23 protein-coding genes, 1 tRNA gene and 1 pseudogene are annotated in these 23,555 nt (G+C 65.9%); 9 read left to right on the forward strand and 16 right to left on the reverse strand.

Going from position 1 to position 23,555, the window contains the following annotated elements; genetic code table 11:
* The first annotated feature begins 75 nt into the window (after positions 1 to 75).
* The 3 genes from HT578_RS06690 (at position 76) to HT578_RS06700 (ending at position 2,008) form a co-directional block, all read left to right on the forward strand.
* Positions 76 to 267 carry a hypothetical protein gene (locus HT578_RS06690; protein ID WP_213502923.1) on the forward strand — a complete coding sequence of 64 codons (192 nt, stop codon included), beginning with the start codon at positions 76 to 78 and terminating at the stop codon, positions 265 to 267.
* A gap of 14 nt (positions 268 to 281) precedes the next feature.
* Complete coding sequence (locus HT578_RS06695) at positions 282 to 1,280, forward strand: cation diffusion facilitator family transporter (RefSeq protein ID WP_213502925.1); 999 nt, start codon at positions 282 to 284, stop codon at positions 1,278 to 1,280.
* Between the two features lie 125 nt (positions 1,281 to 1,405).
* Positions 1,406 to 2,008 (forward strand): nuclear transport factor 2 family protein, encoded by a 603-nt coding sequence (locus HT578_RS06700; protein WP_213502927.1) that lies wholly within the window; start codon positions 1,406 to 1,408, stop codon positions 2,006 to 2,008.
* A 236-nt stretch (positions 2,009 to 2,244) separates the two neighbouring features.
* On the opposite strand, the gene clpX is transcribed toward HT578_RS06700, so the two are convergent.
* Entirely contained in the window at positions 2,245 to 3,498 is a 1,254-nt protein-coding gene (clpX, locus tag HT578_RS06705; RefSeq protein ID WP_039391358.1) for an ATP-dependent Clp protease ATP-binding subunit ClpX, read from the reverse strand.
* Positions 3,499 to 3,654: 156 nt separating this feature from the next.
* Positions 3,655 to 4,320 (reverse strand): ATP-dependent Clp endopeptidase proteolytic subunit ClpP, encoded by a 666-nt coding sequence (gene clpP, locus HT578_RS06710; RefSeq protein WP_039391357.1) that lies wholly within the window; start codon positions 4,318 to 4,320, stop codon positions 3,655 to 3,657.
* Between the two features lie 276 nt (positions 4,321 to 4,596).
* Here clpP and HT578_RS06715 point away from each other — a divergent pair, with 276 nt between their 5' ends.
* A complete protein-coding gene (locus tag HT578_RS06715) occupies positions 4,597 to 6,108 on the forward strand; it encodes a hypothetical protein (RefSeq protein ID WP_213502929.1) in 1,512 nt (503 codons plus the stop codon).
* Between the two features lie 99 nt (positions 6,109 to 6,207).
* Here the strand turns inward: HT578_RS06715 and tig are convergent, their stop codons facing one another.
* Both tig and HT578_RS06725 read right to left on the reverse strand, forming a co-directional pair.
* On the reverse strand, positions 6,208 to 7,854 hold the full coding sequence (gene tig / locus HT578_RS06720; RefSeq protein WP_213502936.1) for a trigger factor: 1,647 nt from the start codon (positions 7,852 to 7,854) through the stop codon (positions 6,208 to 6,210).
* Between the two features lie 93 nt (positions 7,855 to 7,947).
* Positions 7,948 to 8,032 (reverse strand) — tRNA-Leu (locus HT578_RS06725).
* A gap of 188 nt (positions 8,033 to 8,220) precedes the next feature.
* Here HT578_RS06725 and HT578_RS06730 point away from each other — a divergent pair.
* On the forward strand, positions 8,221 to 8,379 hold the full coding sequence (locus HT578_RS06730) for a hypothetical protein (RefSeq protein ID WP_199904381.1): 159 nt from the start codon (positions 8,221 to 8,223) through the stop codon (positions 8,377 to 8,379).
* Here HT578_RS06730 and sppA read toward each other — a convergent pair.
* The gene (gene sppA / locus HT578_RS06735; RefSeq protein ID WP_213502938.1) at positions 8,376 to 10,301 is read right to left on the reverse strand and encodes a signal peptide peptidase SppA; all 1,926 of its coding nucleotides are present in this window, start codon (positions 10,299 to 10,301) and stop codon (positions 8,376 to 8,378) included. The genes HT578_RS06730 and sppA overlap by 4 nt on opposite strands.
* A 147-nt stretch (positions 10,302 to 10,448) precedes the next feature.
* Between sppA and HT578_RS06740 the strand changes: the two genes are divergently transcribed.
* The gene (locus HT578_RS06740; RefSeq protein WP_039391350.1) at positions 10,449 to 11,429 is read left to right on the forward strand and encodes an aspartate carbamoyltransferase catalytic subunit; all 981 of its coding nucleotides are present in this window, start codon (positions 10,449 to 10,451) and stop codon (positions 11,427 to 11,429) included.
* Positions 11,426 to 12,673, forward strand: a complete 1,248-nt coding sequence (locus tag HT578_RS06745; protein ID WP_213502940.1) for a dihydroorotase — start codon at positions 11,426 to 11,428, stop codon at positions 12,671 to 12,673. The genes HT578_RS06740 and HT578_RS06745 overlap by 4 nt, the downstream gene beginning before the upstream one ends.
* 213 nt (positions 12,674 to 12,886) lie before the next feature.
* Here HT578_RS06745 and HT578_RS06750 read toward each other — a convergent pair whose 3' ends face one another.
* The 11 genes and pseudogenes from HT578_RS06750 to HT578_RS06800 all read right to left on the reverse strand — a co-directional run bounded on the left by HT578_RS06750 (position 12,887) and on the right by HT578_RS06800 (position 20,763).
* Complete coding sequence (locus tag HT578_RS06750; protein WP_213502942.1) at positions 12,887 to 13,465, reverse strand: group II intron maturase-specific domain-containing protein; 579 nt, start codon at positions 13,463 to 13,465, stop codon at positions 12,887 to 12,889.
* Between the two features lie 118 nt (positions 13,466 to 13,583).
* The gene (locus HT578_RS06755; protein WP_213502956.1) at positions 13,584 to 13,742 is read right to left on the reverse strand and encodes a hypothetical protein; all 159 of its coding nucleotides are present in this window, start codon (positions 13,740 to 13,742) and stop codon (positions 13,584 to 13,586) included.
* Between the two features lie 135 nt (positions 13,743 to 13,877).
* Positions 13,878 to 14,183, reverse strand: coding sequence for a hypothetical protein (locus HT578_RS06760; RefSeq protein ID WP_213502958.1), 306 nt, complete (start codon positions 14,181 to 14,183; stop codon positions 13,878 to 13,880).
* A complete protein-coding gene (locus HT578_RS06765) occupies positions 14,180 to 14,341 on the reverse strand; it encodes a hypothetical protein (RefSeq protein ID WP_213502960.1) in 162 nt (53 codons plus the stop codon). The genes HT578_RS06760 and HT578_RS06765 overlap by 4 nt, the downstream gene beginning before the upstream one ends.
* 445 nt (positions 14,342 to 14,786) lie before the next feature.
* Positions 14,787 to 15,245: a group II intron maturase-specific domain-containing protein gene (locus HT578_RS06770; RefSeq protein ID WP_213501431.1), complete on the reverse strand. Its 459-nt coding sequence runs from the start codon at positions 15,243 to 15,245 to the stop codon at positions 14,787 to 14,789.
* 14 nt (positions 15,246 to 15,259) lie between these two features.
* Positions 15,260 to 15,721 (reverse strand): reverse transcriptase domain-containing protein, encoded by a 462-nt coding sequence (locus tag HT578_RS06775; protein WP_479684957.1) that lies wholly within the window; start codon positions 15,719 to 15,721, stop codon positions 15,260 to 15,262.
* Entirely contained in the window at positions 15,673 to 16,245 is a 573-nt protein-coding gene (locus tag HT578_RS06780) for a reverse transcriptase family protein (RefSeq protein WP_213502962.1), read from the reverse strand. The genes HT578_RS06775 and HT578_RS06780 overlap by 49 nt, the downstream gene beginning before the upstream one ends.
* A gap of 477 nt (positions 16,246 to 16,722) precedes the next feature.
* Positions 16,723 to 17,151: a group II intron maturase-specific domain-containing protein gene (locus tag HT578_RS06785; RefSeq protein WP_213502964.1), complete on the reverse strand. Its 429-nt coding sequence runs from the start codon at positions 17,149 to 17,151 to the stop codon at positions 16,723 to 16,725.
* A gap of 196 nt (positions 17,152 to 17,347) precedes the next feature.
* Positions 17,348 to 17,806: pseudogene (locus HT578_RS22550) on the reverse strand (reverse transcriptase domain-containing protein); the annotation flags it as partial.
* Between the two features lie 826 nt (positions 17,807 to 18,632).
* A complete protein-coding gene (locus HT578_RS06795; RefSeq protein ID WP_213502966.1) occupies positions 18,633 to 20,003 on the reverse strand; it encodes a tetratricopeptide repeat protein in 1,371 nt (456 codons plus the stop codon).
* Between the two features lie 40 nt (positions 20,004 to 20,043).
* Positions 20,044 to 20,763 carry a ParA family protein gene (locus tag HT578_RS06800; RefSeq protein WP_039391344.1) on the reverse strand — a complete coding sequence of 240 codons (720 nt, stop codon included), beginning with the start codon at positions 20,761 to 20,763 and terminating at the stop codon, positions 20,044 to 20,046.
* 274 nt (positions 20,764 to 21,037) lie between these two features.
* Between HT578_RS06800 and HT578_RS06805 the strand changes: the two genes are divergently transcribed.
* Both HT578_RS06805 and HT578_RS06810 read left to right on the forward strand, forming a co-directional pair.
* Positions 21,038 to 22,234 (forward strand): SPOR domain-containing protein, encoded by a 1,197-nt coding sequence (locus HT578_RS06805; protein WP_239026534.1) that lies wholly within the window; start codon positions 21,038 to 21,040, stop codon positions 22,232 to 22,234.
* Between the two features lie 247 nt (positions 22,235 to 22,481).
* Positions 22,482 to 23,516, forward strand: a complete 1,035-nt coding sequence (locus HT578_RS06810; protein WP_239026535.1) for a DUF418 domain-containing protein — start codon at positions 22,482 to 22,484, stop codon at positions 23,514 to 23,516.
* The last annotated feature ends 39 nt before the right edge of the window (positions 23,517 to 23,555 follow it).

Here is a 23,555-nt window from a genome sequence, read left to right on the forward strand (position 1 = left end):
TGCGGTGGCTATGCGCAGTGACATATGACAGCTTTCTGACGGTTGGGAGCCATTTGCTGCTGCAACGGCGCAATTTTGCAACGTGAAGCGCGTTATCATCCAAATGACCAAAACAAGATATTGTTTTTAATGGATTATTTTTTAACGTACATTTTTGCACTGCGGCAAAAATGTCACGAAGCAAGTTCTCTTATCCGTGCTCTGGAGAAAGCGGGAATTGTGAATGACATGTTACAACAACAGTTGAATCGCCCCGGCGTGGCATGAGAGACACATTTTCGATGGAACACGAGACCTTAGCCACACCCCCGCACGGCCATGGCCCCCACGGACATTCCCATAGTCACGATGATGGGCATGGGCATAGCCACGGGCACGGCCATCACCACCATCACGGCCCTCCCCCGGGCGGCGCGAACATGGCCTTTGCCATTGCCGTCAGTCTCAACGTGGTGTTCGTCGTGGTCGAGGCCATTGCGGGCTTCGTAAGCGGCTCCATCGCGCTTCTCGCCGATGCCGGGCACAACCTGACCGACGTGGTTTCGCTGCTGCTGGCCTGGGCCGCGGCCATCCTTGCCGCACGTCCGCCGTCCGAGCGTTTCACCTACGGCCTCAAGAGTTCGTCCATCCTGGCCTCGATCGCGAACGCGGCACTTCTGTGGGGCACGGTGGGCGCGATCCTGGTCGAAACCCTGCGCCGCCTGTTCGAGCCTGCCCAGGTCGCAGGCACCACGATGATGGTCGTGGCCGCCATCGGCATTGCCATCAACGCGCTCTCCGCGCTGCTCTTCGCCAAAGGCTCGAAGTCGGACCTCAACCTGCGCGCGGCCTTTGTCCATCTCATGGCCGACGCCGCCGTCTCCGCCGGCGTGGTCATTGCGGGCGGCCTCATCTGGGCGACCGGGATCGCCCTGCTCGATCCCATCACCTCACTCATCATCACGCTGGTCATCGCCTGGTCGAGCTGGAGCATCCTGCGCGATTCGCTGCGCATGGGCATGCTCGCCGTGCCCGATGGCATCGACATCGCCAGGGTGCGCCGTCTGCTTGAAAGCCAGCCCGGTGTCAGCCATGTCCACGACCTTCACGTCTGGCCGATGAGCACCACCGAAACCGCGCTTACCGCCCACCTCGTCAAGCCCGATGGCCCCGCCGACGATGCGTTTCTCGCCGCCATCGCCGAGCAGCTGGCGCACGACTTCGGCATCGGCCATCCCACGATCCAGGTCGAGACCGGGCACGCCGAGACCTGCGCGCTGGCAAGCCCCGACACGGTCTGACGCACAGACGGCCCGCCTCGTCGGCGCGGCATGGCACCGCGCCCCATTCGGCGCATTGCAGCTCCCATCCGGTTGCGCCGTTCTGACGCACCGATGCGCGATGCTGTCCAAGGAGCCGCCCACCCATGCCGTTGCTTTCCGTAAAATCGCTGCTTGCCAGCTGCGCCCTTCTCGGCCTTGCGGTGCCCACCGGCGCAAGCCTTGCCGCGACCACTTCGGACGCGCCTGCCTTGCAGGCCGATGCGGCACGTGCCGAACTCCAGCAGCGCTATGACGAGCTCAGGCAGGCGATGGAGCAGCGCTCGGCCCCGGGCATCGAGGCCCTGCTTGCCCCCGACTTCACCAGCACCGAACTCAGCGGCCGCACGCTTGATGCCAAGGCCATGATCGCCGAGGTGCAGGACGCCCCCGCCGACCCCGACCGCGACACCCGCACCACGATCAAGGCCCTGACCCTCGATGGCACGGAGGCCAGGGTCCGGCAGACGATGACGGCCAGCGCACAGGTTCGCGGGCACGCGATGGAGATGATCGCACTGGCCGAGGATACCTGGGTCCACGGCGAGGACGGCTGGAAGCTCAAGACCACGACCTCGCAGGAGATGACCGTCACACAGGACGGCAAGGTCATCCGCCAGGCCCGCCTGAACGATGCCCCCGAGCCTCTTCGCGAAACGCCGCCTCCCCGCGCCATGGCGATTGCCGGACCGCAGATGGAAGGGCGTTAAGGCTCAGGAAGACGAAGGCTTTTCAAGGGGTCATCACCCCTTGACCCCAAACCCGGCCACCTGACGTTTCTCGGCCTGAGATGGCGCGCGGGACGTGGGCTAGACGGGATGGGGAGCCCGAGGGCACTGGTCCTCGGATCTGTAGCTCTTCCCACGCCATGAAAAAGGCCCGGAAAGATCCTGCGATCCCCGGGCCCTTTTTTCTACTATTTCCGCTCAGGCGGGAGGCGTGCCGGTCAGGCGGCTTCCTCGGCCTTGTCGCCCTTGAGGACGCGGACAGGTTCCTTGCGGCCTGCCACCACGTCGCCATCGACGACGACTTCGGCGATGTTCTCTTCGGTCGGCAGGTCGTACATCGTGTCGAGCAGGAGCCCTTCGACGATGGAACGCAGGCCGCGCGCGCCGGTCTTGCGGTCGATCGCCTTCTGGGCGATCGCCTCGAGCGCCTCGTCGGTGAACGTCAGTTCGACGTCCTCCAGATCGAAGAGCTTGGCGTACTGCTTGATCAGCGCGTTCTTGGGTTCCTTGAGGATCATCACCAGGGCGGCGATGTCGAGGTCCTCAAGCGTCGCGATGACCGGCAGACGGCCGACGAATTCGGGGATGAGCCCGAACTTGAGAAGATCCTCGGGCTCGCTCTTCTGGAGCAGTTCGCCCACGCGGCGCTTGTCGGGATCGGCGACGTGCGCGCCAAAACCGATCGAGCGCTTCTGGAGGCGATCGCCGATGATCTTTTCCAGCCCCGCGAAGGCGCCACCGCAGATGAACAGGATGTTCGTGGTGTCGACCTGCAGGAACTCCTGCTGCGGATGCTTGCGTCCGCCCTGCGGCGGAACCGAGGCCGTGGTGCCTTCCATCAGCTTCAGCAGAGCCTGCTGCACGCCTTCGCCCGACACGTCGCGCGTGATCGACGGGTTTTCGGCCTTGCGGCTGATCTTGTCGATCTCGTCGATGTAGACGATGCCGTGCTGCGCCTTCTCGACGTTGTAGTCGGAGGCCTGAAGCAGCTTGAGGATGATGTTCTCCACGTCCTCGCCCACGTAACCGGCTTCGGTCAGCGTGGTGGCGTCGGCCATCGTGAAGGGCACGTCGAAGGTCTTGGCCAGCGTCTGGGCGAGAAGGGTCTTGCCCGAGCCGGTCGGCCCGACGAGCAGGATGTTCGACTTCGACAGTTCGACGTCGCCCTGCTTGCCCGCGTGCTTGAGGCGCTTGTAGTGGTTGTGGACAGCCACCGACAGGACACGCTTGGCGCGCTCCTGGCCGATCACGTAGTCGTTCAGCGTCTCGCAGATGTCACGGGGGGACGGCACGCCGCCATCCTTCTTGCCCGCGATCCCCGCCTTCGTCTCTTCGCGAATGATGTCGTTGCACAGCTCGACACACTCGTCACAGATGAAGACCGTGGGTCCCGCGATCAGCTTGCGCACTTCGTGCTGCGATTTCCCGCAGAAACTGCAGTACAGGGTGCTTTTCGCGTCAGATCCGCTCAATTTCTTCGCATTCCATCTAAAGGCCCCATCGCGGGCGACTCGACGAGTCTACCTTGGACGGGGGCGGTTTAGCAATCCTAGGCGGTCAACGTTGACAGGGGGTGAAGGGACCGATCCGCCAATTCCGGCCCCTCCCTGTCCACGCCCGGGAGGCGATCAGCCCTCCGGCTTGTCCGCGTCGGGACGGGTCTCGAAGACCTTGTCGACCAGGCCAAAGGCCAGGGCTTCCTCGGCCTCGAGGAACGTGTCACGGTCCATCGCCTTCTCGATCTCGTCGAGCGACTTGCCCGTGTACTTCACATAGAGATCGTTCAGGCGGCGGCGCATGCGCAGGATCTCGCGGGCCTGGATCTCGATGTCCGAGGCCATGCCCTGCGCCCCGCCCGAGGGCTGGTGCACCATGATGCGCGCATTGGGAAGCGCGATGCGCATGCCCGGCTCACCGGCTGCGAGCAGGAAGCTGCCCATCGAGGCGGCCTGGCCGATGCACACGGTCGAGATGCGCGGCTTGATGTACTGCATGGTGTCATGGATCGCCATGCCCGCCGTGACGACACCGCCCGGCGAGTTGATGTACATCGAGATGTCCTTCGAGGGATTTTCCGATTCCAGGAACAGCAGCTGCGCGACGATCAGCGAGGCCATGTGGTCTTCGACCTGGCCGGTCACGAAGACGATGCGCTCGCGCAGGAGGCGCGAATAGATGTCGAAGCTGCGTTCACCCCGGCTGGTCTGCTCGACGACCATCGGCACGAGCGCGCCGGTCACGGGATCGGTGGTGAATTTTCCTTGAGCGCCTGACGCGCCAAACAGGTCGAGCATGGGATTCCTCATCTGGTTGCCTGCCTTATTTCGCGTGCCCTATCCCGATGTTCAAGGGCATAAACCCATCAATCGGTGTATGGATTGCGACAATTGCTCCACAATTGCCCAAACCACCCCGCTCCGTCCCGCACTCGGACGCCTGAAGGCGGGGAAATTGACAGGCCTGCGTGCACTCCCCACCACGGATGTCGCAGCCACCGAATCCGCGCAGTTCCCGGTCAATGTACCGCCCGGGCCGCCGGACCGGCCCCGGAGACAAGGCATGACCTCGAAATGAACGCGCGCGCCGCAGCAGGGCGCATCCCCTGGAACGCCCTGATCACGGCGAGCGCCTTTGCCCTCCTGCTTTTCGCGATCGCCTGGGTCACCCGGCACCGGGGCCCCTGGTACGACGAATTCTACACCCAGGCGGTCACCCTGCCCACGCGCAGCTGGAGCGACGCGCTGCGCACGAGCTGGCTGCGCGACAACCATCCCCCCTTCTACTATGCGCTGATGCGCGCGAGCGCCTGGCTGGGACCTGTCCCGCGCCACCGGCTTGTCCATCTTGCCATCCTGGCCGCAGCCGGGCTTGCCGGGTGGGCCCTTGTCCGGCGCGACCCGCAGCTGCGCGCCAGCGCCCTTGCCGCCTTGCTCGTGCTGCTCGGTGCGCGCGCCACGATCCACACGGCGAGCGAGCTGCGCTCCTATTTCCTGTCGCTGTGCCTGGGCGCGGTGCTGGCGCTTTCCCTCGTGCGCAGCTGGACCGCGCCCAAGGACCGCGACCGAGCCGCCCTTGTCTCCGGTTTCACCGCGACCTTCCTCGCCTTCAACACGCATATCGTGACGACGCTGCTGTGCGGCGCGCTCTATATGCCCTTCGTGGCCGCGGCGCTGGCGCTGCGCGATGGCCCGCGCCTGCGCGCGCTCCTGCCAGCCCCACTGGTCGCGGGCGCGGTCTTTCTGGGGGTCACCGCCACACAGGCGCGCTACTGGGGGGCCAATACGGCCCATTTCTGGATCGAGGGAGGCCTGGGCCCGCTGCTGGACACGCTGCGCTATGCCCTGCAGCGCACGCTCGAGGCCAATCTGCTGCTGCTCGCCGCCGCCACGGGAGGCGGGCTCCTCCTCGTCCGCGAGACCTGGAGGACGCGCCGCCTTGCGCCCCACGCGGCAGGAAGCCTGCTGCTGGGCGGTGGGCTCGCGCTCGGCCTTCTCGTGCTAAGCGCGCTCCACCTTGGCCTGCGACCGATTCTGATCGAAAAGTACCTCGCCCCCGCCGTGGGCGTGCTGGCCGTCCTCCTGGGCCTGTGCGCCGCACGCCTGGTGCGCGCCTGGCCCGCCCATCTTGCCAGCCTGCTCTTCCTGGCCGCGCTGGTGGTGGGCGGCCTTGAACTGCGCCACAACGCCCTGTGGGCGGCCGAGCGCGAAACCTGGTACGGGACCGGCCGGATCATCGCGCGCGTGCAGGCGGCCTGCCCCGGGACCCGGGTCTTCATCGATCCCTACTGGAACGCCGATCTCATCGCGATGCCCCCGGCCGACAACGCCCGCGTCGTGCCCTTCGCCTATCGGGAGGTTGCCCGGCACCTGGGCTTCAGGCTTGCCCCGCAAGGCTCCCGCACCCTTTCGCGCGACTGCCCCAACCTGTTCTGGGCCGAACATGATCCGGACAGCCGCTTCACCGCCTCCGAAATCTGGGCCCACCTGCGCGGCCAGGGCTTCGCGCTCGACACACTCACGCTGACGCGCGTGGGCTACGGCTGGATCGCCAGCGACCGTCCCCTCCCCCGTCGAACCAACTAAGCTGGAAGCCCGGAGCCCGGATGCAAGAAGGCCCGGCATGGCGACCATGCCGGGCCTTCGTGAGCCGATCGAACGCGGAGCCGGGCTCCGCGAACGCGATCAGTCTTCCTTGGCAGCCGTCTTCTTGGCCGGAGCCTTCTTGGCGGGAGCCTTCTTGGCGGCGGGCTTGGCCTCGCCGTCCTCGGTCTTCTTGGCAGCGGCCTTCTTGGCCGGAGCCTTCTTGGCGGGAGCCTTCTTGGCGGCGGGCTTGGCCTCGCCGTCCTCGGTCTTCTTGGCAGCGGCCTTCTTGGCCGGAGCCTTCTTGGCCGGGGCCTTCTTCTCGGCCGCTTCGTCACCGGCTTCGGCGTCGTCAGCCTTCTTGGCCGCGGCCTTCTTGGCCGGCGCCTTCTTGGCGGGCTTGGCTTCGGCCTTCTCGGCTTCGCTTTCCTCGGCCTCGATCGCGGCCTGAAGTTCCTCGCGGGTCACTTCACGCTCGGTCACTTCCGACTTCTCGATGAGGAAGTCGACGACCTTGTCCTCATAGAGCGGCGCGCGCAGCTGGGCGGCCATCATCGGGTCCTGCTGGACGTATTCCATGAAGCGCTGGCGGTCTTCCGGGCGGTACTGCTGGGCAGCCTGCGAGACCAGCATCGACATTTCCTGCGAGGTCACTTCGACGCCGTTGGCCTGGCCGATTTCCGACAGGAGCAGGCCAAGACGCACGCGGCGCTCGGCGATCTTGCGGTAATCGTCCTTCTCGTCCTCGATCTCCTTGAGCGCGGCTTCGGGATCTTCCTCGTTCGAGGCTTCCTGGACGAGCTGCTGCCAGATCTGGTTGAACTCGGCTTCGACCATCGAGGGCGGCACGTCGAAATCGTGACCGGCGGCAAGCTGGTCAAGCAGCTGGCGCTTCATCGCGGTGCGGGTGAGACCGGCGGTCTCCTGCTCGAGCTGGCCCTTGATGAGGCCCTGAAGCTGCTCGAGGCTTTCGAGGCCGAGCTGCTTGGCGAACTCGTCATCGACGGTGCTCTCGACCGGCGCCTTGATCTCGTGGGCGACGATGTCGAAGGTGGTTTCCTTGCCGGCGAGGTGCGCGGCCTGGTAATCCTCGGGGAACGTCACGGTGATGACGCGCTCGTCACCGGCCTTGATGCCCACAAGCTGCTCTTCGAAGCCCGGGATCAGCATGCCCGAACCGATCGTGATCGGCTGCTTTTCGGCCGCACCGCCCTCGAAAGGCTCGCCGTCGAGCTTGCCGGTGAAGTCGCAGATGACCTGGTCGCCGTCCTCGGCTGCACCGTCCTTGGTCTCGAAGCGCTGCTGCTGGCTGGCGATCTTCTCGACCTGCTCGGTGACGGCGTCCTCGGCGACGGGGACGGTCAGCTTTTCGAGCTTGAGACCATCGATCGAGGGCGTGTCGATCTCGGGGAGAATTTCAAGCGCAACGCTCAGTTCCGCGTCCTTGCCCTGCTCATAGCCTTCGCCGAGCGAGACGTCGGGGTTCATCGCGGGACGCAGCGCGTTGTCGGCGACCAGCTTGTCCATCGCTTCGCGGATGACGTTGTTGAGCATGTCCTGGTGGATCGCGTCGCCGTGCATCTTGCGCACGAGGTTGGCGGGAACCTTGCCGGGACGGAAACCGGGCATGCGGACCTGCGGGGCGATCTTCTTGATCTCGCCCTCGATGCGGTCGGTGATGGTGGTGGCCGGGATGGTCACCGTGTAGGCGCGCTTCAGGCCCTCGTTGGTGGTTTCGACGATCTGCATCTCAATGCCTTCCTGTGCAATCCGTGGAGCCGTGCACGGCCAAATGCCGGGCGCGACCGATTCGCATGCCACATCCGGCCATGCGCGACGGACTGGTGCGGGCGAAGGGACTCGAACCCCCACATCTTGCGATACCAGAACCTAAATCTGGCGCGTCTACCAGTTCCGCCACGCCCGCATTCGGATGAAGCCTAAAACTCAAGGGACGTGCCCTTATAAGGCCACGGGCAAAAGGGCAAGCTCCGCGAGTCGCATTGCCCGGGGCGCATGTCCCGAAACAGGGGGCCTTGCAGGCCAAATCCCCCCTCCCCACTTCGAGGAGACAAGCCTCGCCGTGCGTGGCGAGGCCAACGCGAGGAGGTCCCGATGGCAACCCGTCCCGACGATACGCCCGGCCAGACACCGCCCGAAACCCCGCCCGTGCCCAGCGACCCGGGCCCTGCGCCCGTGCCCGACGAGGCCCCCTTTCCCGGGCCCGACACCGATGCCCCGGATACAGGGCCCGCCGAATTGCCGGGCCTCTAGAAGCCCGCCTGCGCCCCGGCTGCGAAAAGCCGCAGCCAGCTGCCAAGCCCGCCTGATCCGGCGGATCGGGCCGCCCCCGGCCCGCCGGAAACCGCGCCATCCACCGCCGTACAGGCAAGGCAGTAGGCCTGGATACCGCTGGTCCCGGCAAGCGCTTCGACCGCACGGCCCGCCTGCGCCATCCGCCGCGCATGGACCTGCGCGGCCAGCGCGGCGTAGTCCGAGATCGCCGCCTCTTCGCCCGAGGGACGGGCAAGGACCTGCGCCAGGAGCGAATCGAAGGGATCGGCAGGCTCGGCAAGGTACTCCGCGTGCCAGGCCTTGTTGCCCACGCCGCCCTTCTTCGCGGCATAGGCCAGCGCGGCATCGAGGCCGCCCATCTCGTCGACAAGACCGCGTTCCATCGCCTCGCGCCCCGACCAGACCCGACCCTGCCCCACAGCGTCGACCGCTTGCGGCGACATGTCGCGCGCCTTGCCAGCCACACTCAGGAACTTGGCATAAGTCGATTCGACCGAGCCTTGCAGAAGCGCGTCCACCTCAGGCGAGAAACCGCCCAGGATGTCCGGTTCACCCGACAGCGGCGTAGTCTTCACCCCGTCCGATGTAATGCCCAGGTCCGCCAGCGTCTTCTCAAAGCTGGTGACGACCGCGAAGACCCCGATGGAGCCTGTGAGCGTGTCGGGCTCGGCAAAGATCCTCTCGCCCGCGGTCGAGACCCAGTAGCCCCCGCTCGCGGCCAAGTTGCCCATCGAGATGACCACCGGGATCTTCTTTTCGCGGTAACGCAGGATGGCCCGTCGGATGCGCTCGGAGGCCATGGCCGAGCCGCCCGGGGAATCGACCCGCACCACCAGCGCCTTGAAGCCCTTGTCGAGATTGTCATCGAGCAGGCGTGCGATGCGATCGCCCCCGGCGCTTCCCGGCCCCGCATCGCCATCGACGATGGTGCCCGCCACGGTGATGACGCCAATCGTCTCCCCCTTGGTGGGAGCCGGATTGGCGGTCAGCCAGGTCGCAAGCGCGGTGTGGCGGTAGCGCGCCGCGTGATCGCTCGTGTCCTTGCCCTTCGCCTCGCCGACGATCTTCGCGACGCGCTGTTCGAACTCGGTCCTGTCGCCGATACGGTCGACAAGCCCGGCCGCCTTCGAGGCGTCGGCCAGATCGCCCTTGCCCGCCGCAATCCAGGCCGCCGGGTCCTGCGTCATCTGCGCGACCGACGCCTTGGGACGTGCCTTGGCAAGATCGGCCTTCCAGCCCTCCCACAGCGCGCTATAAATGTCCTCGTAATTGGCCTTGGCCGCGTCCGACATGTCTGCACGCAGGTAAGGCTCCACCGCGCTCTTGTAGGTGCCCACCCGGTAGACGTGGGCCTTGACCCCGAAGCGATCGAACAGGTTCTTGTAGAACAGGTGGTTGCCCCCCGGCCCCGAAACGAAGGCCGCACCCATGGGATCGACCCAGACTTCGCTCGCGTGCGCGGCCAGCATCACCCCGTCATCGGCGTAGGCATTGGCAAAGGTCAGAACCGGCTTCTTTGCTGCGCGCACCTTGTCGATGGCGGCAGCCACCGCGCGTTCATGGACCTGCCCCCCGCCGAGGAAGCGCGAGAGATCGAGCACGACCGCGGTGATCCGCTCATCCTTTGCCGCGCTCTCCAGCGCGCGCACGACGTCGCGCACCGGGTATTCGCCCACCGGCGCCTGCTGCGCGAGTAGCAGCTGGAAGGGGTCGGGCGTGCTCTTCTCCTCGACCAGCACGCCGTCGAGCTGGAGCAGCAGCGCGCCGCCCTCCACCTTTGCCGGGCTTGGACGCAGGCTCAGCGCGGCAAACAGCACCGTAAAAAAGCCGATCAGCAAAAGGAGGACGAGCGCGTCCTTGATGCCGACCAGCAGCTTCCACACCTTGGAGGCGAATTGCATTGGAACTCCCGGATAAAATCGACCGAACCTAGCGCCCTGCCCGCAGCTGGGGAAGGCCCTCTTCGCCCGGCGTGCAACACGCACCGATCAGCGTTGTGCGAATGGGGCTTGAGTGGGACCGGGAGCGGGCCTAAGGCCCTGTCTTCGATGACAGCTCCAGAATATACCTATCCCGAAGGCCGCGCGGCGTTCCCGCACGACGGCCTTGTCGGTATCGCCGGCCTTGCGCCCCACGAGATCTGGTTCCTCCTCGACGAGGCGGAACAATGGGTCGAACTCAACCGGGGAGCGCAAAAGCGCCGTGACGTCCTGTCCGGGCTGACCATCATCAACGCTTTCTTCGAGAATTCGACGCGCACGCTGCTCAGTTTCGAGATCGCGGGCAAGCGCCTGGGCGCGGACGTCGTCAACATGGCCGTGGCCACCTCCAGCGTGAAGAAGGGCGAGACCCTCATCGACACGGCCATGACGCTCAACGCCATGCGCGCCGATGCCATCGTCATCCGCCACTCCAGCTCGGGCGCGGTGCAGCTCATTGCCGACAAGGTCGACTGCCCGGTCCTCAACGCGGGCGACGGGCAGCACGAGCATCCGACGCAGGCGCTGCTCGATGCGCTCACCATCCGCCACGCCAAGCGCGCCTTCAACGGCCTTCGCGTGACGATCTGCGGCGACATCCTGCACAGCCGCGTCGCGCGCTCGAACATCCTGTGCCTCACCTCGCTGGGCGCGGATGTGCGTGTCTGCGCTCCGCCCGCGCTCATGCCCGCCGACATCGAGCGCATGAACGTCAAGGTCTTCCACGACTTCGACGCCGCGCTGGCGGGTTCGGACGTGGTCATGATGCTGCGCCTGCAGATGGAGCGCATGGAGGGCCAGTTCATCCCCTCGCCGCGCGAATACCGCCACCTCTACGGCCTCTCGCAGGAGCGCCTCAAGCTGGCCGAGCCCGACGCGCTGGTCATGCACCCCGGCCCCATGAACCGGGGCATCGAGATCGAAAGCAACGTTGCCGACATGATCGACCGCTCGCAGATCACCACCCAGGTCGAGATGGGCGTTGCCATGCGCATGGCCTGCCTCGAAGTGCTCACCCGCAAGGGCCGCAAGATGGAGGGTTGGGCATGAGCCAGCACGCACCGCTGACGATCCGCAACGGACGCATCCTCCACGCCGACGGCACCATTGCCGAGGGCACGCTGCGCGCCGAGGGCGGCTTCATCACCGAGATGGGCCCCGACGTCACCGCGCGCGAGGGCGACACCGTGCACGATGCACGCGGACGGCTCGTCACTCCCGGCCTTGTCGATCTGGGCGTCTTTGCCATCGACAAGCCCGCCTTCCATTTCGGCGGCATCACCCGCGCCGCGCTGATGCCCGACCAGCCGACCCCGCTCGATATTCCCTCGCGCGTGCGCTTCGCCGCGCTATCGGGAAAGCCGGACTTCTGGGTCCACCCGCTGGGCGGCGCGACGCGTGAACTCAAGGGCGAATCGCTCGCCGAGATCGCACTTATGCGCGAGGCTGGCGCCAAAGCCGTGGCGACCGGACGGCGCTGGATCGGCGATTCGGGGACGATGCTGCGTCTCCTGCAGTACTGCTCGATGCTGGGCATGACCGTGATCGCCCACGCCGAGGACGCCGGCATCACCGGCAAGGCCGTGGCGACTGCGGGCGAGATCGCCACGCGCCTGGGCCTGCCGAGCGCGCCTGCCGAAGCCGAAGCCATCGCCATCGCACGCGACGTCGCCCTTGCCGAGCTGGCGGGCGCGGCCATCCACTTCCGCAACGTGACCACGCGCGCCGGGCTCGACCTCGTGCGCGCCGCCAAGGCTCGCGGCCTCAAGGTCACCGCAGGCGTGTCGCCAGGCTACTTCATGCTTTCGGACCTGGCCGTCGCGCAGTTCCGCACCTTCGCCCACCTCTCGCCCCCGCTGCGCTGCGAGGAGGACCGCAAGGCCGTGATCGCGGCCATCGGCGATGGCACCATCGATGTCATCGCCTCGGGCCACGACCCGCGCGGCTCGGAAGATAAGCGCCTGCCCTTCGCCGATTCCGCACCCGGTACCGCCGGGGCCGAAACGCTGCTCCCGCTCACCATGAACCTGGTGCGCGACGGCGTGATCGACATGGCCCGCGCCTTCGATCTCCTCGCCGCGACCCCGGCAAAGCTGCTGGGAGTTCCCGCCGGTCGCCTCGAAGTGGGCTCCGAGGCAGACATCGCGGTGATCGATCCCGACCGCCCCTGGATCGTCGATTCGGACAAGATGGCCGCGACCGCGGGCAACACCCCCTTCGACAAACAGCCCGTCCAGGGGCGCGTGCTCGCGCTGTTCAAGGGCGGCATGACGCTCAAGACCAAGGCGGCCTAAGAACAGGCACAAAGGCGGAAAAATTGATCCGAGGGCCATCGCCCTCGGGCTCCCCGAACTGTCGACCTCTCGTTCCGCACGCCAGGGTGGCTGCGAAAGGTGAGGTAGACAGTTATGGGGTCAAGGGGCGATGGCCCCTTGAAAATAGGCATCTTTTTTCGGCCCACTTCACTGCCCCAATCGAGTAGGGGGGCGCCTCACGGCGCCCCCCTCTCACACCACCGGACGTACGTACTGCGTATCACGGCGGTTTCCGGTACGGTTTAAGGCGGCATGTTGGAGAGCGAGGCTTGAGAGACCTGCCTGATCGAACCATGCGTTGGGCATGCCGTGGGCGGCCTGAGGGCTGCCCGACAGGCGCCACCAGCCCTTTCCCGAGAGCGCGAAGATCCAAGCCTGCCATTCTGGGACGCCGTTTTCCCTTAAGAAAGTGGCGATCGTCATGGTGCGCTTGCACTGTTTGAGCCGGACGCAGCGAAGCTTGCGCCGGAGCCAGCTGTCGATCTCGCGCAAAACCGTCTGAGCCCGGGCGTGTCGGTAGTAGGTGACCCACCCTGTAGTGAAGGCATTGGTCTGTGCGATCATCGCCGCGAGGCTGATGCCTCGGTTGCGGCGCGTAATCGCCCTGAGCCGCTCCTTCAGCCGCGTGAGACTTTTGTTCGCTATGCTCAAAAAGCCTCCCGCTGTCAGACGGTGGCCGAGGAAGGTACGTTCCCGGACGTGTGCAACCGCGCTCTTGGCCTGATTGACGCGGGTCGGGCTTGCCTTCCAGCAAGGCGGTAACCGAGCCATGACGCGCTCCCCGCTGCCTGTGACCGTACATAGATGTTACAGTCGTCGGCGTAGCGGCAGAACCGGTGGCCCCGGCGTTCGAGCTCCTTGTCGAGGTCATCCAGAATGAGGTTAGCGATCAGCGGCGAGAGGAGCCGCCTTGCGGGGTCCCCTCCTGCCGTTCGACGTGCACACCACCCGACAGCATCCCGGCCTGTAGAAACCGGCGGATGATGACGAGCAGGCGTGGGTCGGCGATGTGCCGGGCCAGACGGGCCATGACGATGTCGTGGTTCACCCGATCAAAGAATTTCTCGAGTCGAGGTCTACGACGATCGCATAGCCGTCCCGCACATAGTCCCGGGCCTGACGCAGCGCATCGTGTGCGCCGCGTCCGGGGCGGAACCCAAAACTCGATGCCGAGAATGTCGGATCAAGGACGGGATCGGGACTTGCAGTATCGCCTGTTGTACCAGCCGGTCGACAGCCGTCGGAATGCCCAGCTGGCGCACTCCTTTCCCGCCGGGTTTGGGAATTTCAACTCCGCGCACGGGCTTGGACGGTAAGTACCGTCGAGTAACGAGGCGATCAGCCTCTCACGGTTTCCTGCAATCCAGTCACGCAGGTCGGGGACGGTCATCCCGTCCACGCCCGGCGCCCCCTTGTTCGCTTTCACCCGCTTGTAGGCTTGGTTCAGGTTGGCCGAGCTGGCCACCTCCTCCATCACGTAACGCGTCAAGGCGAGGGCTCGGCCCATGCCGTGGGTGATTGCCGCTCCTCGATCGTCCCAGCGCCAGTTCCGCCTTTGCCGGTGACGTCGTGGCCAAGCGATGCCTTCAGGGCTTCATCGAAGAAGTCCTGCTGCTTCCCGCTACCTTGCTGCCGCTCCACACCCATCGAATGTGCCCAGTCTTGCTCCTTGGGTACCGAATTTGGTCCTTCGCCGGCTTGCGCCCGCTACTATGACCGCTGCTGACTTCTCCGGGCCCATCCAGCAACATCACTGCCGCTGTTCTCCGGATCGTCCGGAGGCGGAAGATCTCCCGGGGTAAGACGTTGATCCTTCACTCGGTCGCTGCCGGATTTACCAATGCGCGCGTCTGTCTGGCTATCGGACATCCCCATCCATTGCTGGGTTATCCCGCCGCACCGGCCTTCTATCCGATTCCTGTTCGTCAGCTCCGAGCTTTGCCTCCGGCTTCCTCCCCACCCCGCCTCGCGGCGACGCAGTTGCCTTCAGCTAGCAGTTCCCACCAGCAGGCCTGCAAAGGACTTACACCTCCTGCATCAACGCCGTGCCCGGCACACAATCGAGTAGGGGGCGCCTCACGGCGCCCCCCTCTCACACCACCGGACGTACGTACTGCGTATCACGGCGGTTTCCGGTACGGTTTAAGGCGGCATGTTGGAGAGCGAGGCTTGAGAGACCTGCCTGATCGAACCATGCGTTGGGCATGCCGTGGGCGGCCTGAGGGCTGCCCGACAGGCGCCACCAGCCCTTTCCCGAGAGCGCGAAGATCCAAGCCTGCCATTCTGGGACGCCGTTTTCCCTTAAGAAAGTGGCGATCGTCATGGTGCGCTTGCACTGTTTGAGCCGGACGCAGCGAAGCTTGCGCCGGAGCCAGCTGTCGATCTCGCGCAAAACCGTCTGAGCCCGGGCGTGTCGGTAGTAGGTGACCCACCCTGTAGTGAAGGCATTGGTCTGTGCGATCATCGCCGCGAGGCTGATGCCTCGGTTGCGGCGCGTAATCGCCCTGAGCCGCTCCTTCAGCCGCGTGAGACTTTTGTTCGCTATGCTCAAAAAGCCTCCCGCTGTCAGACGGTGGCCGAGGAAGGTACGTTCCCGGACGTGTGCAACCGCGCTCTTGGCCTGATTGACGCGGGTCGGGCTTGCCTTCCAGCAAGGCGGTAACCGAGCCATGACGCGCTCCCCGCTGCCTGTGACCGTACATAGATGTTACAGTCGTCGGCGTAGCGGCAGAACCGGTGGCCCCGGCGTTCGAGCTCCTTGTCGAGGTCATCCAGAATGAGGTTAGCGATCAGCGGCGAGAGAGGGCCGCCTTGCGGGGTCCCCTCCTGCCGTTCGACGTGCACACCACCCGACAGCATCCCGGCCTGTAGAAACCGGCGGATGATGACGAGCAGGCGTGGGTCGGCGATGTGCCGGGCCAGACGGGCCATGACGATGTCGTGGTTCACCCGATCAAAGAATTTCTCCAGGTCGAGGTCTACGACGATCGCATAGCCGTCCCGCACATAGTCCCGGGCCTGACGCAGCGCATCGTGTGCGCCGCGTCCGGGGCGGAACCCAAAACTCGATGCCGAGAATGTCGGATCAAGGACGGGATCGGGACTTGCAGTATCGCCTGTTGTACCAGCCGGTCGACAGCCGTCGGAATGCCCAGCTGGCGCACTCCTTTCCCGCCGGGTTTGGGAATTTCAACTCCGCGCACCAGGCTTGGACGGTAAGTACCGTCGAGTAACGAGGCGATCAGCCTCTCACGGTTTCCTGCAATCCAGTCACGCAGGTCGGGGACGGTCATCCCGTCCACGCCCGGCGCCCCCTTGTTCGCTTTCACCCGCTTGTAGGCTTGGTTCAGGTTGGCCGAGCTGGCCACCTCCTCCATCACGTAACGCGTCAAGGCGAGGGGCTCGGCCCATGCCGTGGGTGATTGCCGCTCCTCGATCGTCCCAGCGCCAGTTCCGCCTTTGCCGGTGACGTCGTGGCCAAGCGATGCCTTCAGGGCTTCATCGAAGAAGTCCTGCTGCTTCCCGCTACCTTGCTGCCGCTCCACACCCATCGAATGTGCCCAGTCTTGCTCCTTGGGTACCGAATTTGGTCCTTCGCCGGCTTGCGCCCGCTACTATGACCGCTGCTGACTTCTCCGGGCCCATCCAGCAACATCACTGCCGCTGTTCTCCGGATCGTCCGGAGAGGCCAGGAGATCTCCCGGGGTAAGACGTTGATCCTTCACTCGGTCGCTGCCGGATTTACCAATGCGCGCGTCTGTCTGGCTATCGGACATCCCCATCCATTGCTGGGTTATCCCGCCGCACCGGCCTTCTATCCGATTCCTGTTCGTCAGCTCCGAGCTTTGCCTCCGGCTTCCTCCCCACCCCGCCTCGCGGCGACGCAGTTGCCTTCAGCTAGCAGTTCCCACCAGCAGGCCTGCAAAGGACTTACACCTCCTGCATCAACGCCGTGCCCGGCACACAATCGAGTAGGGGGGCGCCTCACGGCGCCCCCCACTCACACCACCGGACGTACGTACTGCGTATCACGGCGGTTTCCGGTACGGTTTAAGGCGGCATGTTGGAGAGCGAGGCGAGAGACCTGCCTGATCGAACCATGCGTTGGGCATGCCGTGGGCGGCCTGAGGGCTGCCCGACAGGCGCCACCAGCCCTTTCCCGAGAGCGCGAAGATCCAAGCCTGCCATTCTGGGACGCCGTTTTCCCTTAAGAAAGTGGCGATCGTCATGGTGCGCTTGCACTGTTTGAGCCGGACGCAGCGAAGCTTGCGCCGGAGCCAGCTGTCGATCTCGCGCAAAACCGTCTGAGCCCGGGCGTGTCGGTAGTAGGTGACCCACCCTGTAGTGAAGGCATTGGTCTGTGCGATCATCGCCGCGAGGCTGATGCCTCGGTTGCGGCGCGTAATCGCCCTGAGCCGCTCCTTCAGCCGCGTGAGACTTTTGTTCGCTATGCTCAAAAAGCCTCCCGCTGTCAGACGGTGGCCGAGGAAGGTACGTTCCCGGACGTGTGCAACCGCGCTCTTGGCCTGATTGACGCGGAGTCGGAGCTTGCCTTCCAGCAAGGCGGTAACCGAGCCATGACGCGCTCCCCGCTGCCTGTGACCGTACATAGATGTTACAGTCGTCGGCGTAGCGGCAGAACCGGTGGCCCCGGCGTTCGAGCTCCTTGTCGAGGTCATCCAGAATGAGGTTAGCGATCAGCGGCGAGAGAGGGCCGCCTTGCGGGGTCCCCTCCTGCCGTTCGACGTGCACACCACCCGACAGCATCCCGGCCTGTAGAAACCGGCGGATGATGACGAGCAGGCGTGGGTCGGCGATGTGCCGGGCCAGACGGGCCATGACGATGTCGTGGTTCACCCGATCAAAGAATTTCTCCAGGTCGAGGTCTACGACGATCGCATAGCCGTCCCGCACATAGTCCCGGGCCTGACGCAGCGCATCGTGTGCGCCGCGTCCGGGGCGGAACCCAAAACTCGATGCCGAGAATGTCGGATCAAGGACGGGATCCAGGACTTGCAGTATCGCCTGTTGTACCAGCCGGTCGACAGCCGTCGGAATGCCCAGCTGGCGCACTCCTTTCCCGCCGGGTTTGGGAATTTCAACTCCGCGCACGGGCTTGGACGGTAAGTACCGTCGAGTAACGAGGCGATCAGCCTCTCACGGTTTCCTGCAATCCAGTCACGCAGGTCGGGGACGGTCATCCCGTCCACGCCCGGCGCCCCCGTGTTCGCTTTCACCCGCTTGTAGGCTTGGTTCAGGTTGGCCGAGCTGGCCACCTCCTCCATCACGTAACGCGTCAAGGCGAGGGGCTCGGCCCATGCCGTGGGTGATTGCCGCTCCTCGATCGTCCCAGCGCCAGTTCCGCCTTTGCCGGTGACGTCGTGGCCAAGCGATGCCTTCAGGGCTTCATCGAAGAAGTCCTGCTGCTTCCCGCTACCTTGCTGCCGCTCCACACCCATCGAATGTGCCCAGTCTTGCTCCTTGGGTACCGAATTTGGTCCTTCGCCGGCTTGCGCCCGCTACTATGACCGCTGCTGACTTCTCCGGGCCCATCCAGCAACATCACTGCCGCTGTTCTCCGGATCGTCCGGAGAGGCCAGGAGATCTCCCGGGGTAAGACGTTGATCCTTCACTCGGTCGCTGCCGGATTTACCAATGCGCGCGTCTGTCTGGCTATCGGACATCCCCATCCATTGCTGGGTTATCCCGCCGCACCGGCCTTCTATCCGATTCCTGTTCGTCAGCTCCGAGCTTTGCCTCCGGCTTCCTCCCCACCCCGCCTCGCGGCGACGCAGTTGCCTTCAGCTAGCAGTTCCCACCAGCAGGCCTGCAAAGGACTTACACCTCCTGCATCAACGCCGTGCCCGGCACACAAAAGAGGCCACCGTCCCCGGGGGGACGATGGCCTTCAGGTTCACATGGAACTGGTTGAAACGGATCAGCGCGCGTAGCGCGGACCGCTTGAATTGCGAGCAAGGAGCGCGCCGGGCAGCGGGCGCGTCTCGGCGTAGGCGAAGCAGCCCCCGCCGCGGTTCTTCACCGCCGCGCACATCGACTTCGCGGCACGTCCATCGAAACCTTCCGCGGCAACGCGGAAATAGCGGCGTCCGGCGACTTCGGCCTCGGTGATGCGCATGGTGTGGTTCTTGAGACGCGGATCGCGCGCCACGAAGATGCCCCAAGCGCGCTCGGCACCTTCCATCGTGCGGAACGAGCCAAGCTGGACAAGGTGCGTGTCGTCGGTGCTGGCCGTGTCCGCCGACGCGGTGCGGACCGGAGCAGCGGCCTTGGCCGGAGCCTTCGCCGCCAGAGCCGAACGGCCCATGCGCACTTCGGGAAGGCGCTGGACGACAGGCGTCGACACGAAACGGACCGATCCGGCGGTCTCGGGCGCGACGGCAAGGACGGCCTCGGGCTTGGGCGCCGGAATGGATTCAATGTCAGCCTTGGCCGGCGTGCGCGGGGGCGAAGCCATCGGCGCAGCGGCTGCGAGAGCGGGAAGCTCGGCCTGTGCCTGGACCGGCGTGTCGGTCATTGCCAGCGACTGCGGCACCGCGTCGGCCTTGGCGAACGCCGCGCCGTCGGAACGGCCGTTGAGCGCAAGCGCCACGGGCTGGCCGGGATCGCGCACATCGAGCGGCGTTCCGAGGAGACTTGCGATCCGCAGGCCGCTGTCGGCATCGCGCGCGCTGCGGGCCCATTCGCCCAGACGCGCATCAAGCTGGTCGCCCGGAACGTCCTGCGAGGCAATGATCCGCGCCTGAGCCCACTGACCGCTCAGGGCATAGGAATAGGCAAGGTTCTGGCGCGACTTGGGGGTGTTCTCCCCGCCGCGCACGACATCGGTGAGGATGGCGACGCCCTGGCTCGGACGCCCTGCCAGCGAAACGGCCAGACCAAGATCGCTGGCCGGGATGCGGTCGCGCCACTGCGCGAGGACACGCAGCGCGTCGGCATTGTGCCCCGCACCGATGCTGGAGAGGACGAGGCCAAGCGCGGTGCGCGGGTTTTCATCGCCCAGCGCAAGCGCGTCGCGGAAGGTCGTTTCGGCCGACTGGAAGCGGCCCGCAGCCAGATAGGTGTGCGCAAGCTCGCTGCGGCGCGAGGCCGATTCGAACGCGCGCTCGACCCGCTTCTCGGCCTTGAGGATGTCCTTGGAAACCTCTGCGGCGTACGCCTCGCTCGACACGCTCTCCGCCTCGCTGCGCGCAAGCGCGGCATGGCTGACGAAACCGCCCAGCAAGGACGCGGCAAGCGCGGAACAGACGGCAAGGCCAGCCTGGCGCGGGGAAAGGTTCACTCGGGACATCCGGCAGCTCCTCGTCGATGGGTCGCGGGTGCGAGGGCTCTTACGAGCCCGCGACGCGGCGACCGAAGCCACCGACCGGACGGGCCATGCCCTGCGCCGGAGCGCTCTGGCCGGGCGCGGCAAAGACGGTGCGGCGGAAGTTCTTTTCCAGGCGGTCGGCGATGTAGTTCCACAGCGCGCCCACTTCCTGCGAGGAGCGTCCGTTGGGATCCACTTCCATCACCGTGCGCCCGTCGATCATCGAGGCCGCAAAGTCGGTGCGCTGGTGCAGCGTGACCGGGGCCACCGTGCCGTGCTGCGAGAGCGCGACTGCGGCTTCGGCGGTGATGCGCGCCTTGGGGGTTGCCGCGTTGACCACGAACATCAGCGGCTTGCCCGCGCGTTCGCACAGATCCACTGTTGCACCCACGGCGCGCAGATCGTGCGGGCTCGGGCGGGTCGGGACGACGATCAGTTCGGCCACCGAGATGACGCTCTGGATCGCCATGGTAATGGCCGGCGGGGTGTCGATCACCGCGAGCTTGAAGCCCTGCTGGCGAAGCACCTGAAGGTCATTGGCAAGGCGCGCGACGGTGGTCTGCGCGAAGGCGGGCAGTTCGGCCTCACGCTCGTTCCACCAGTCGGCCAGCGAACCCTGCGGGTCGATGTCGATCAGAACGACCGGGCCTGCCCCGGCGCGCTGCGCTTGAACCGCCAAGTGGCCGGACAGAGTCGTCTTGCCCGATCCGCCCTTCTGTGAAGCCAGTGCCAGTACTCGCAAAGTCGGTCCCCCACGAAAACCCCAAAGCGGGGTCTGAAGAATGTCGGGAACTGGAATCGCAGACCGTTCCTAATTTACCGTTAATCAGCGTAAATTTTGCACACTCGATCCGTGCAGCCGGGTGTTTTCGCGGCTTTTGCAGGGGACTTTTTCCCTAACCCGGCCTTTACCGGACCCATGCAGATTGCGGGCAAGCACCTGCGACTCCGCAGGCGAGGACAAAAGTCGCGCGCCCTCCTATGCTTGCGCCATGAGATTCGCGAAGGGACCTGCCTTGATCCACTGCCGCCGCCCACACCTGCCGCTTCGTCGCGCGCTCACGGGGGGATTCGCCGCACTGGCGCTGCTCGCCGCGAGCCCGCCCGCACACGCGGCGCAGGACACAGGCGCTGCGGCGCGCGCAGACGTCAAGGCGGGCGTCGATGCCTGGTCGGCCGGAAACTACGCCGAGGCCGTCGCCCTGTGGCAACCGCTTGCCGCGAAGGACGATCCCGACGCCCTGTTCAACCTTGCCCAGGCCTACAAGCTGGGACGCGGCGTCCCCGAGGACCTTGACCAGGCGCGCAGCCTCTACGGGCGTGCCGCCGCGCTCGGCCACGTCCAGGCCGCCGACACCTATGGCCTGCTCCTCTTCCAGGAAGGCGAACGCGAGACGGCCCTGCCCTACATCAAGGCTTCCGCCCGTCGCGGCGATCCGCGCGCGCAGTACGTCCTTGGCATCGCCCACTTCAACGGCGACTTCGTGCCCAAGGACTGGGTCGAAGCCTATGCCCTGCTGACACTGGCGCGGCAGGACGGCCTGCCCCAGGCCACCAAGGCCCTGGCGCAGATGGACGGCTACATCCCGCTCGACCAGCGCCAGGAAGGCATCGCGCGCGCAGGCCAACTCGCGCAGGAGAGCCGGGCCGAGCGCACACGCCAGGCCACGACGAACGAACTTGCAGGCCCTTCACAGGACTCCGCTCCCGGAGCGAGAACTGCCTCCCGCGAGCCCGATCCTCTCGTACAAGCCGCGACACGTGCCCGCGGTGCAAGCGCCGCCGAGGCGGGCGCCGACTACGCGCGCCCAAGCGCCGGAAACACGCCCCCAGCCCCTGCGGCCAACGCATGGCCAGCCCCCAGCGTCGCGTTCGGATCAGGCAGTTCCGTACCTACAGCCAAGGCCAAGGCGTCCCCGGCGGCGCGCCGACCGACCAGCGAAACCACGCCGCCTGCCGCGAAACCGGCCACACCGCGCATGACGGGGCCATGGGAACTGCAACTCGGCGCTTTCGGGGTGGAGGGCAATGCCCAGAAGCTGTGGAACAAGGTGCGCACCCGCCCCGAGGTCCAGGGTGCCGTCCGGCGCACCGAGCCGGCCGGACGCCTGACCGTGCTCTTCGCCAGTGGCTATCCCTCGCGCAGCGCGGCGAGTTCGGCCTGCGCCAAGCTCAAGGCGGGCGGCTACGACTGCCTCGTGACCCGGAACTGACCCCATCGCGGACACCGCCCGCCCCAGCGCCTCCTCACCCGAGGAGGTCGCCGCCGGAGCGCGGCTCCTCTCGCTCGACCTGCTGCGCGGCGTCGCGGTTCTGGGCATCCTTGCCATCAACATTGCCGGGTTTGCAGGCCCGCTTGCGGGCACGATCAGCCCGGCCCTGACCCGCGCGCATACCCTGATCACCTCGCCCTGGGACAACGCCGCCTTCGCGGTCTCGCTCGTGCTGTTCGAGGGCAAGATGCGCGCGCTATTCTCGCTGCTCTTTGGTGCAGGCGTGATGCTGTTCTGGCAGAGCGCCGAGCGGCGCGGGGCGGATGGCGATGTCCTGCAGGTGCGACGCCTCGCCTGGCTGCTGGGCTTCGGTTTCCTCCACTATGTCCTCTTGTGGTGGGGCGATATCCTCTTTGTCTATGCGCTGTGCGGCCTCGCCGCGCTGATGCTGCGCCCCCTGCCCACGCGCCCCCTGGTGATCGTGGCGCTCGCGCTCTTCTATGGATGGCACTTATGGGGCCTGTTCGAACTGGCCCCGATCGTGCGGGCCGAGACGGCCCTTCGCGAGGGCCACGCCAGCGCGGCGCAGGCCAAAAGCGTCGCCGCCTGGTTCGAAGCGGTGCGCGCCGGGATCACCGAGGATCTCACCGAGGCGCGTTACCCCTACCTCGAGCTTGCCCTCACCAAACTGCGCGAGCGCCCGTTCTGGCAGGTGAGCATGACCTGGAACATCTTTTCCGAGACGCTTCCGCTCATGCTGCTGGGCATGGTGCTGGTGCGCAGCGGCTTCTTCGATCCGGCAAAGGCGGTAAAACTGCGGCTCTACGCAGGACTTGCCTGCGGCATGAGCGGCCTTGCCTTCAGCGCGACGTTCACAGCCTGGGCCCTTGTCCATGACTTCCCGCCGGTCGCGATGGAGGCGGCCCTGTCCTGGGGCCTCGCGTTCCCCCACCTCCTCACCGCGATGGGCTACGCATCGTTGCTAATCCATGCCACGCCCCGCCTTGCTCCCACCCGCCTGGGGCAACGCCTGATCGCGACAGGGCGCATGGCCTTCAGCAACTACATCGCCACCAGCCTGGTCATGACCGCCATCTTCTACGGCTGGGGGCTGGGCCTGTTCGCCCGTTTCGGGCCCGCCGCGCAAGTGCCCTTCGTGCTTCTGGGCTGGGCGCTCATGTTGGGGCTGAGCGCGCCGTTTCTCAGGCGATTCCGGCGCGGTCCGCTGGAGTGGCTGTGGCGTTCGCTGGTCGAAAAACGCTGGCTCCATAACGGCTTCTAAGAATCGTTAGCAATACTATTGCGATCCATTCTCACATGC

Origin of the sequence: Novosphingobium decolorationis (assembly GCF_018417475.1) — a bacterium.
Classification (GTDB): Bacteria; Pseudomonadota; Alphaproteobacteria; order Sphingomonadales; family Sphingomonadaceae; genus Novosphingobium; species Novosphingobium decolorationis.

What these genes read in the sequence shown, in the direction of transcription:
- HT578_RS06695 (WP_213502925.1), top strand. Translation starts at nt 282, where the DNA reads ATGGAACACGAGACCTTAGCCACACCCCCGCACGGCCATGGCCCCCAC.
- HT578_RS06700 (WP_213502927.1), top strand. Translation starts at nt 1,406, where the DNA reads ATGCCGTTGCTTTCCGTAAAATCGCTGCTTGCCAGCTGCGCCCTTCTC.
- clpP (WP_039391357.1), bottom strand. Translation starts at nt 4,320, where the DNA reads ATGCTCGACCTGTTTGGCGCGTCAGGCGCTCAAGGAAAATTCACCACC.
- HT578_RS06715 (WP_213502929.1), top strand. Translation starts at nt 4,597, where the DNA reads ATGAACGCGCGCGCCGCAGCAGGGCGCATCCCCTGGAACGCCCTGATC.
- tig (WP_213502936.1), bottom strand. Translation starts at nt 7,854, where the DNA reads ATGCAGATCGTCGAAACCACCAACGAGGGCCTGAAGCGCGCCTACACG.
- HT578_RS06730 (WP_199904381.1), top strand. Translation starts at nt 8,221, where the DNA reads ATGGCAACCCGTCCCGACGATACGCCCGGCCAGACACCGCCCGAAACC.
- sppA (WP_213502938.1), bottom strand. Translation starts at nt 10,301, where the DNA reads ATGCAATTCGCCTCCAAGGTGTGGAAGCTGCTGGTCGGCATCAAGGAC.
- HT578_RS06740 (WP_039391350.1), top strand. Translation starts at nt 10,449, where the DNA reads ATGACAGCTCCAGAATATACCTATCCCGAAGGCCGCGCGGCGTTCCCG.
- HT578_RS06745 (WP_213502940.1), top strand. Translation starts at nt 11,426, where the DNA reads ATGAGCCAGCACGCACCGCTGACGATCCGCAACGGACGCATCCTCCAC.
- HT578_RS06750 (WP_213502942.1), bottom strand. Translation starts at nt 13,465, where the DNA reads ATGGCTCGGTTACCGCCTTGCTGGAAGGCAAGCCCGACCCGCGTCAAT.
- HT578_RS06765 (WP_213502960.1), bottom strand. Translation starts at nt 14,341, where the DNA reads ATGGGTGTGGAGCGGCAGCAAGGTAGCGGGAAGCAGCAGGACTTCTTC.
- HT578_RS06780 (WP_213502962.1), bottom strand. Translation starts at nt 16,245, where the DNA reads ATGGGTGTGGAGCGGCAGCAAGGTAGCGGGAAGCAGCAGGACTTCTTC.
- HT578_RS06795 (WP_213502966.1), bottom strand. Translation starts at nt 20,003, where the DNA reads ATGTCCCGAGTGAACCTTTCCCCGCGCCAGGCTGGCCTTGCCGTCTGT.
- HT578_RS06810 (WP_239026535.1), top strand. Translation starts at nt 22,482, where the DNA reads ATGCGCGCGCTATTCTCGCTGCTCTTTGGTGCAGGCGTGATGCTGTTC.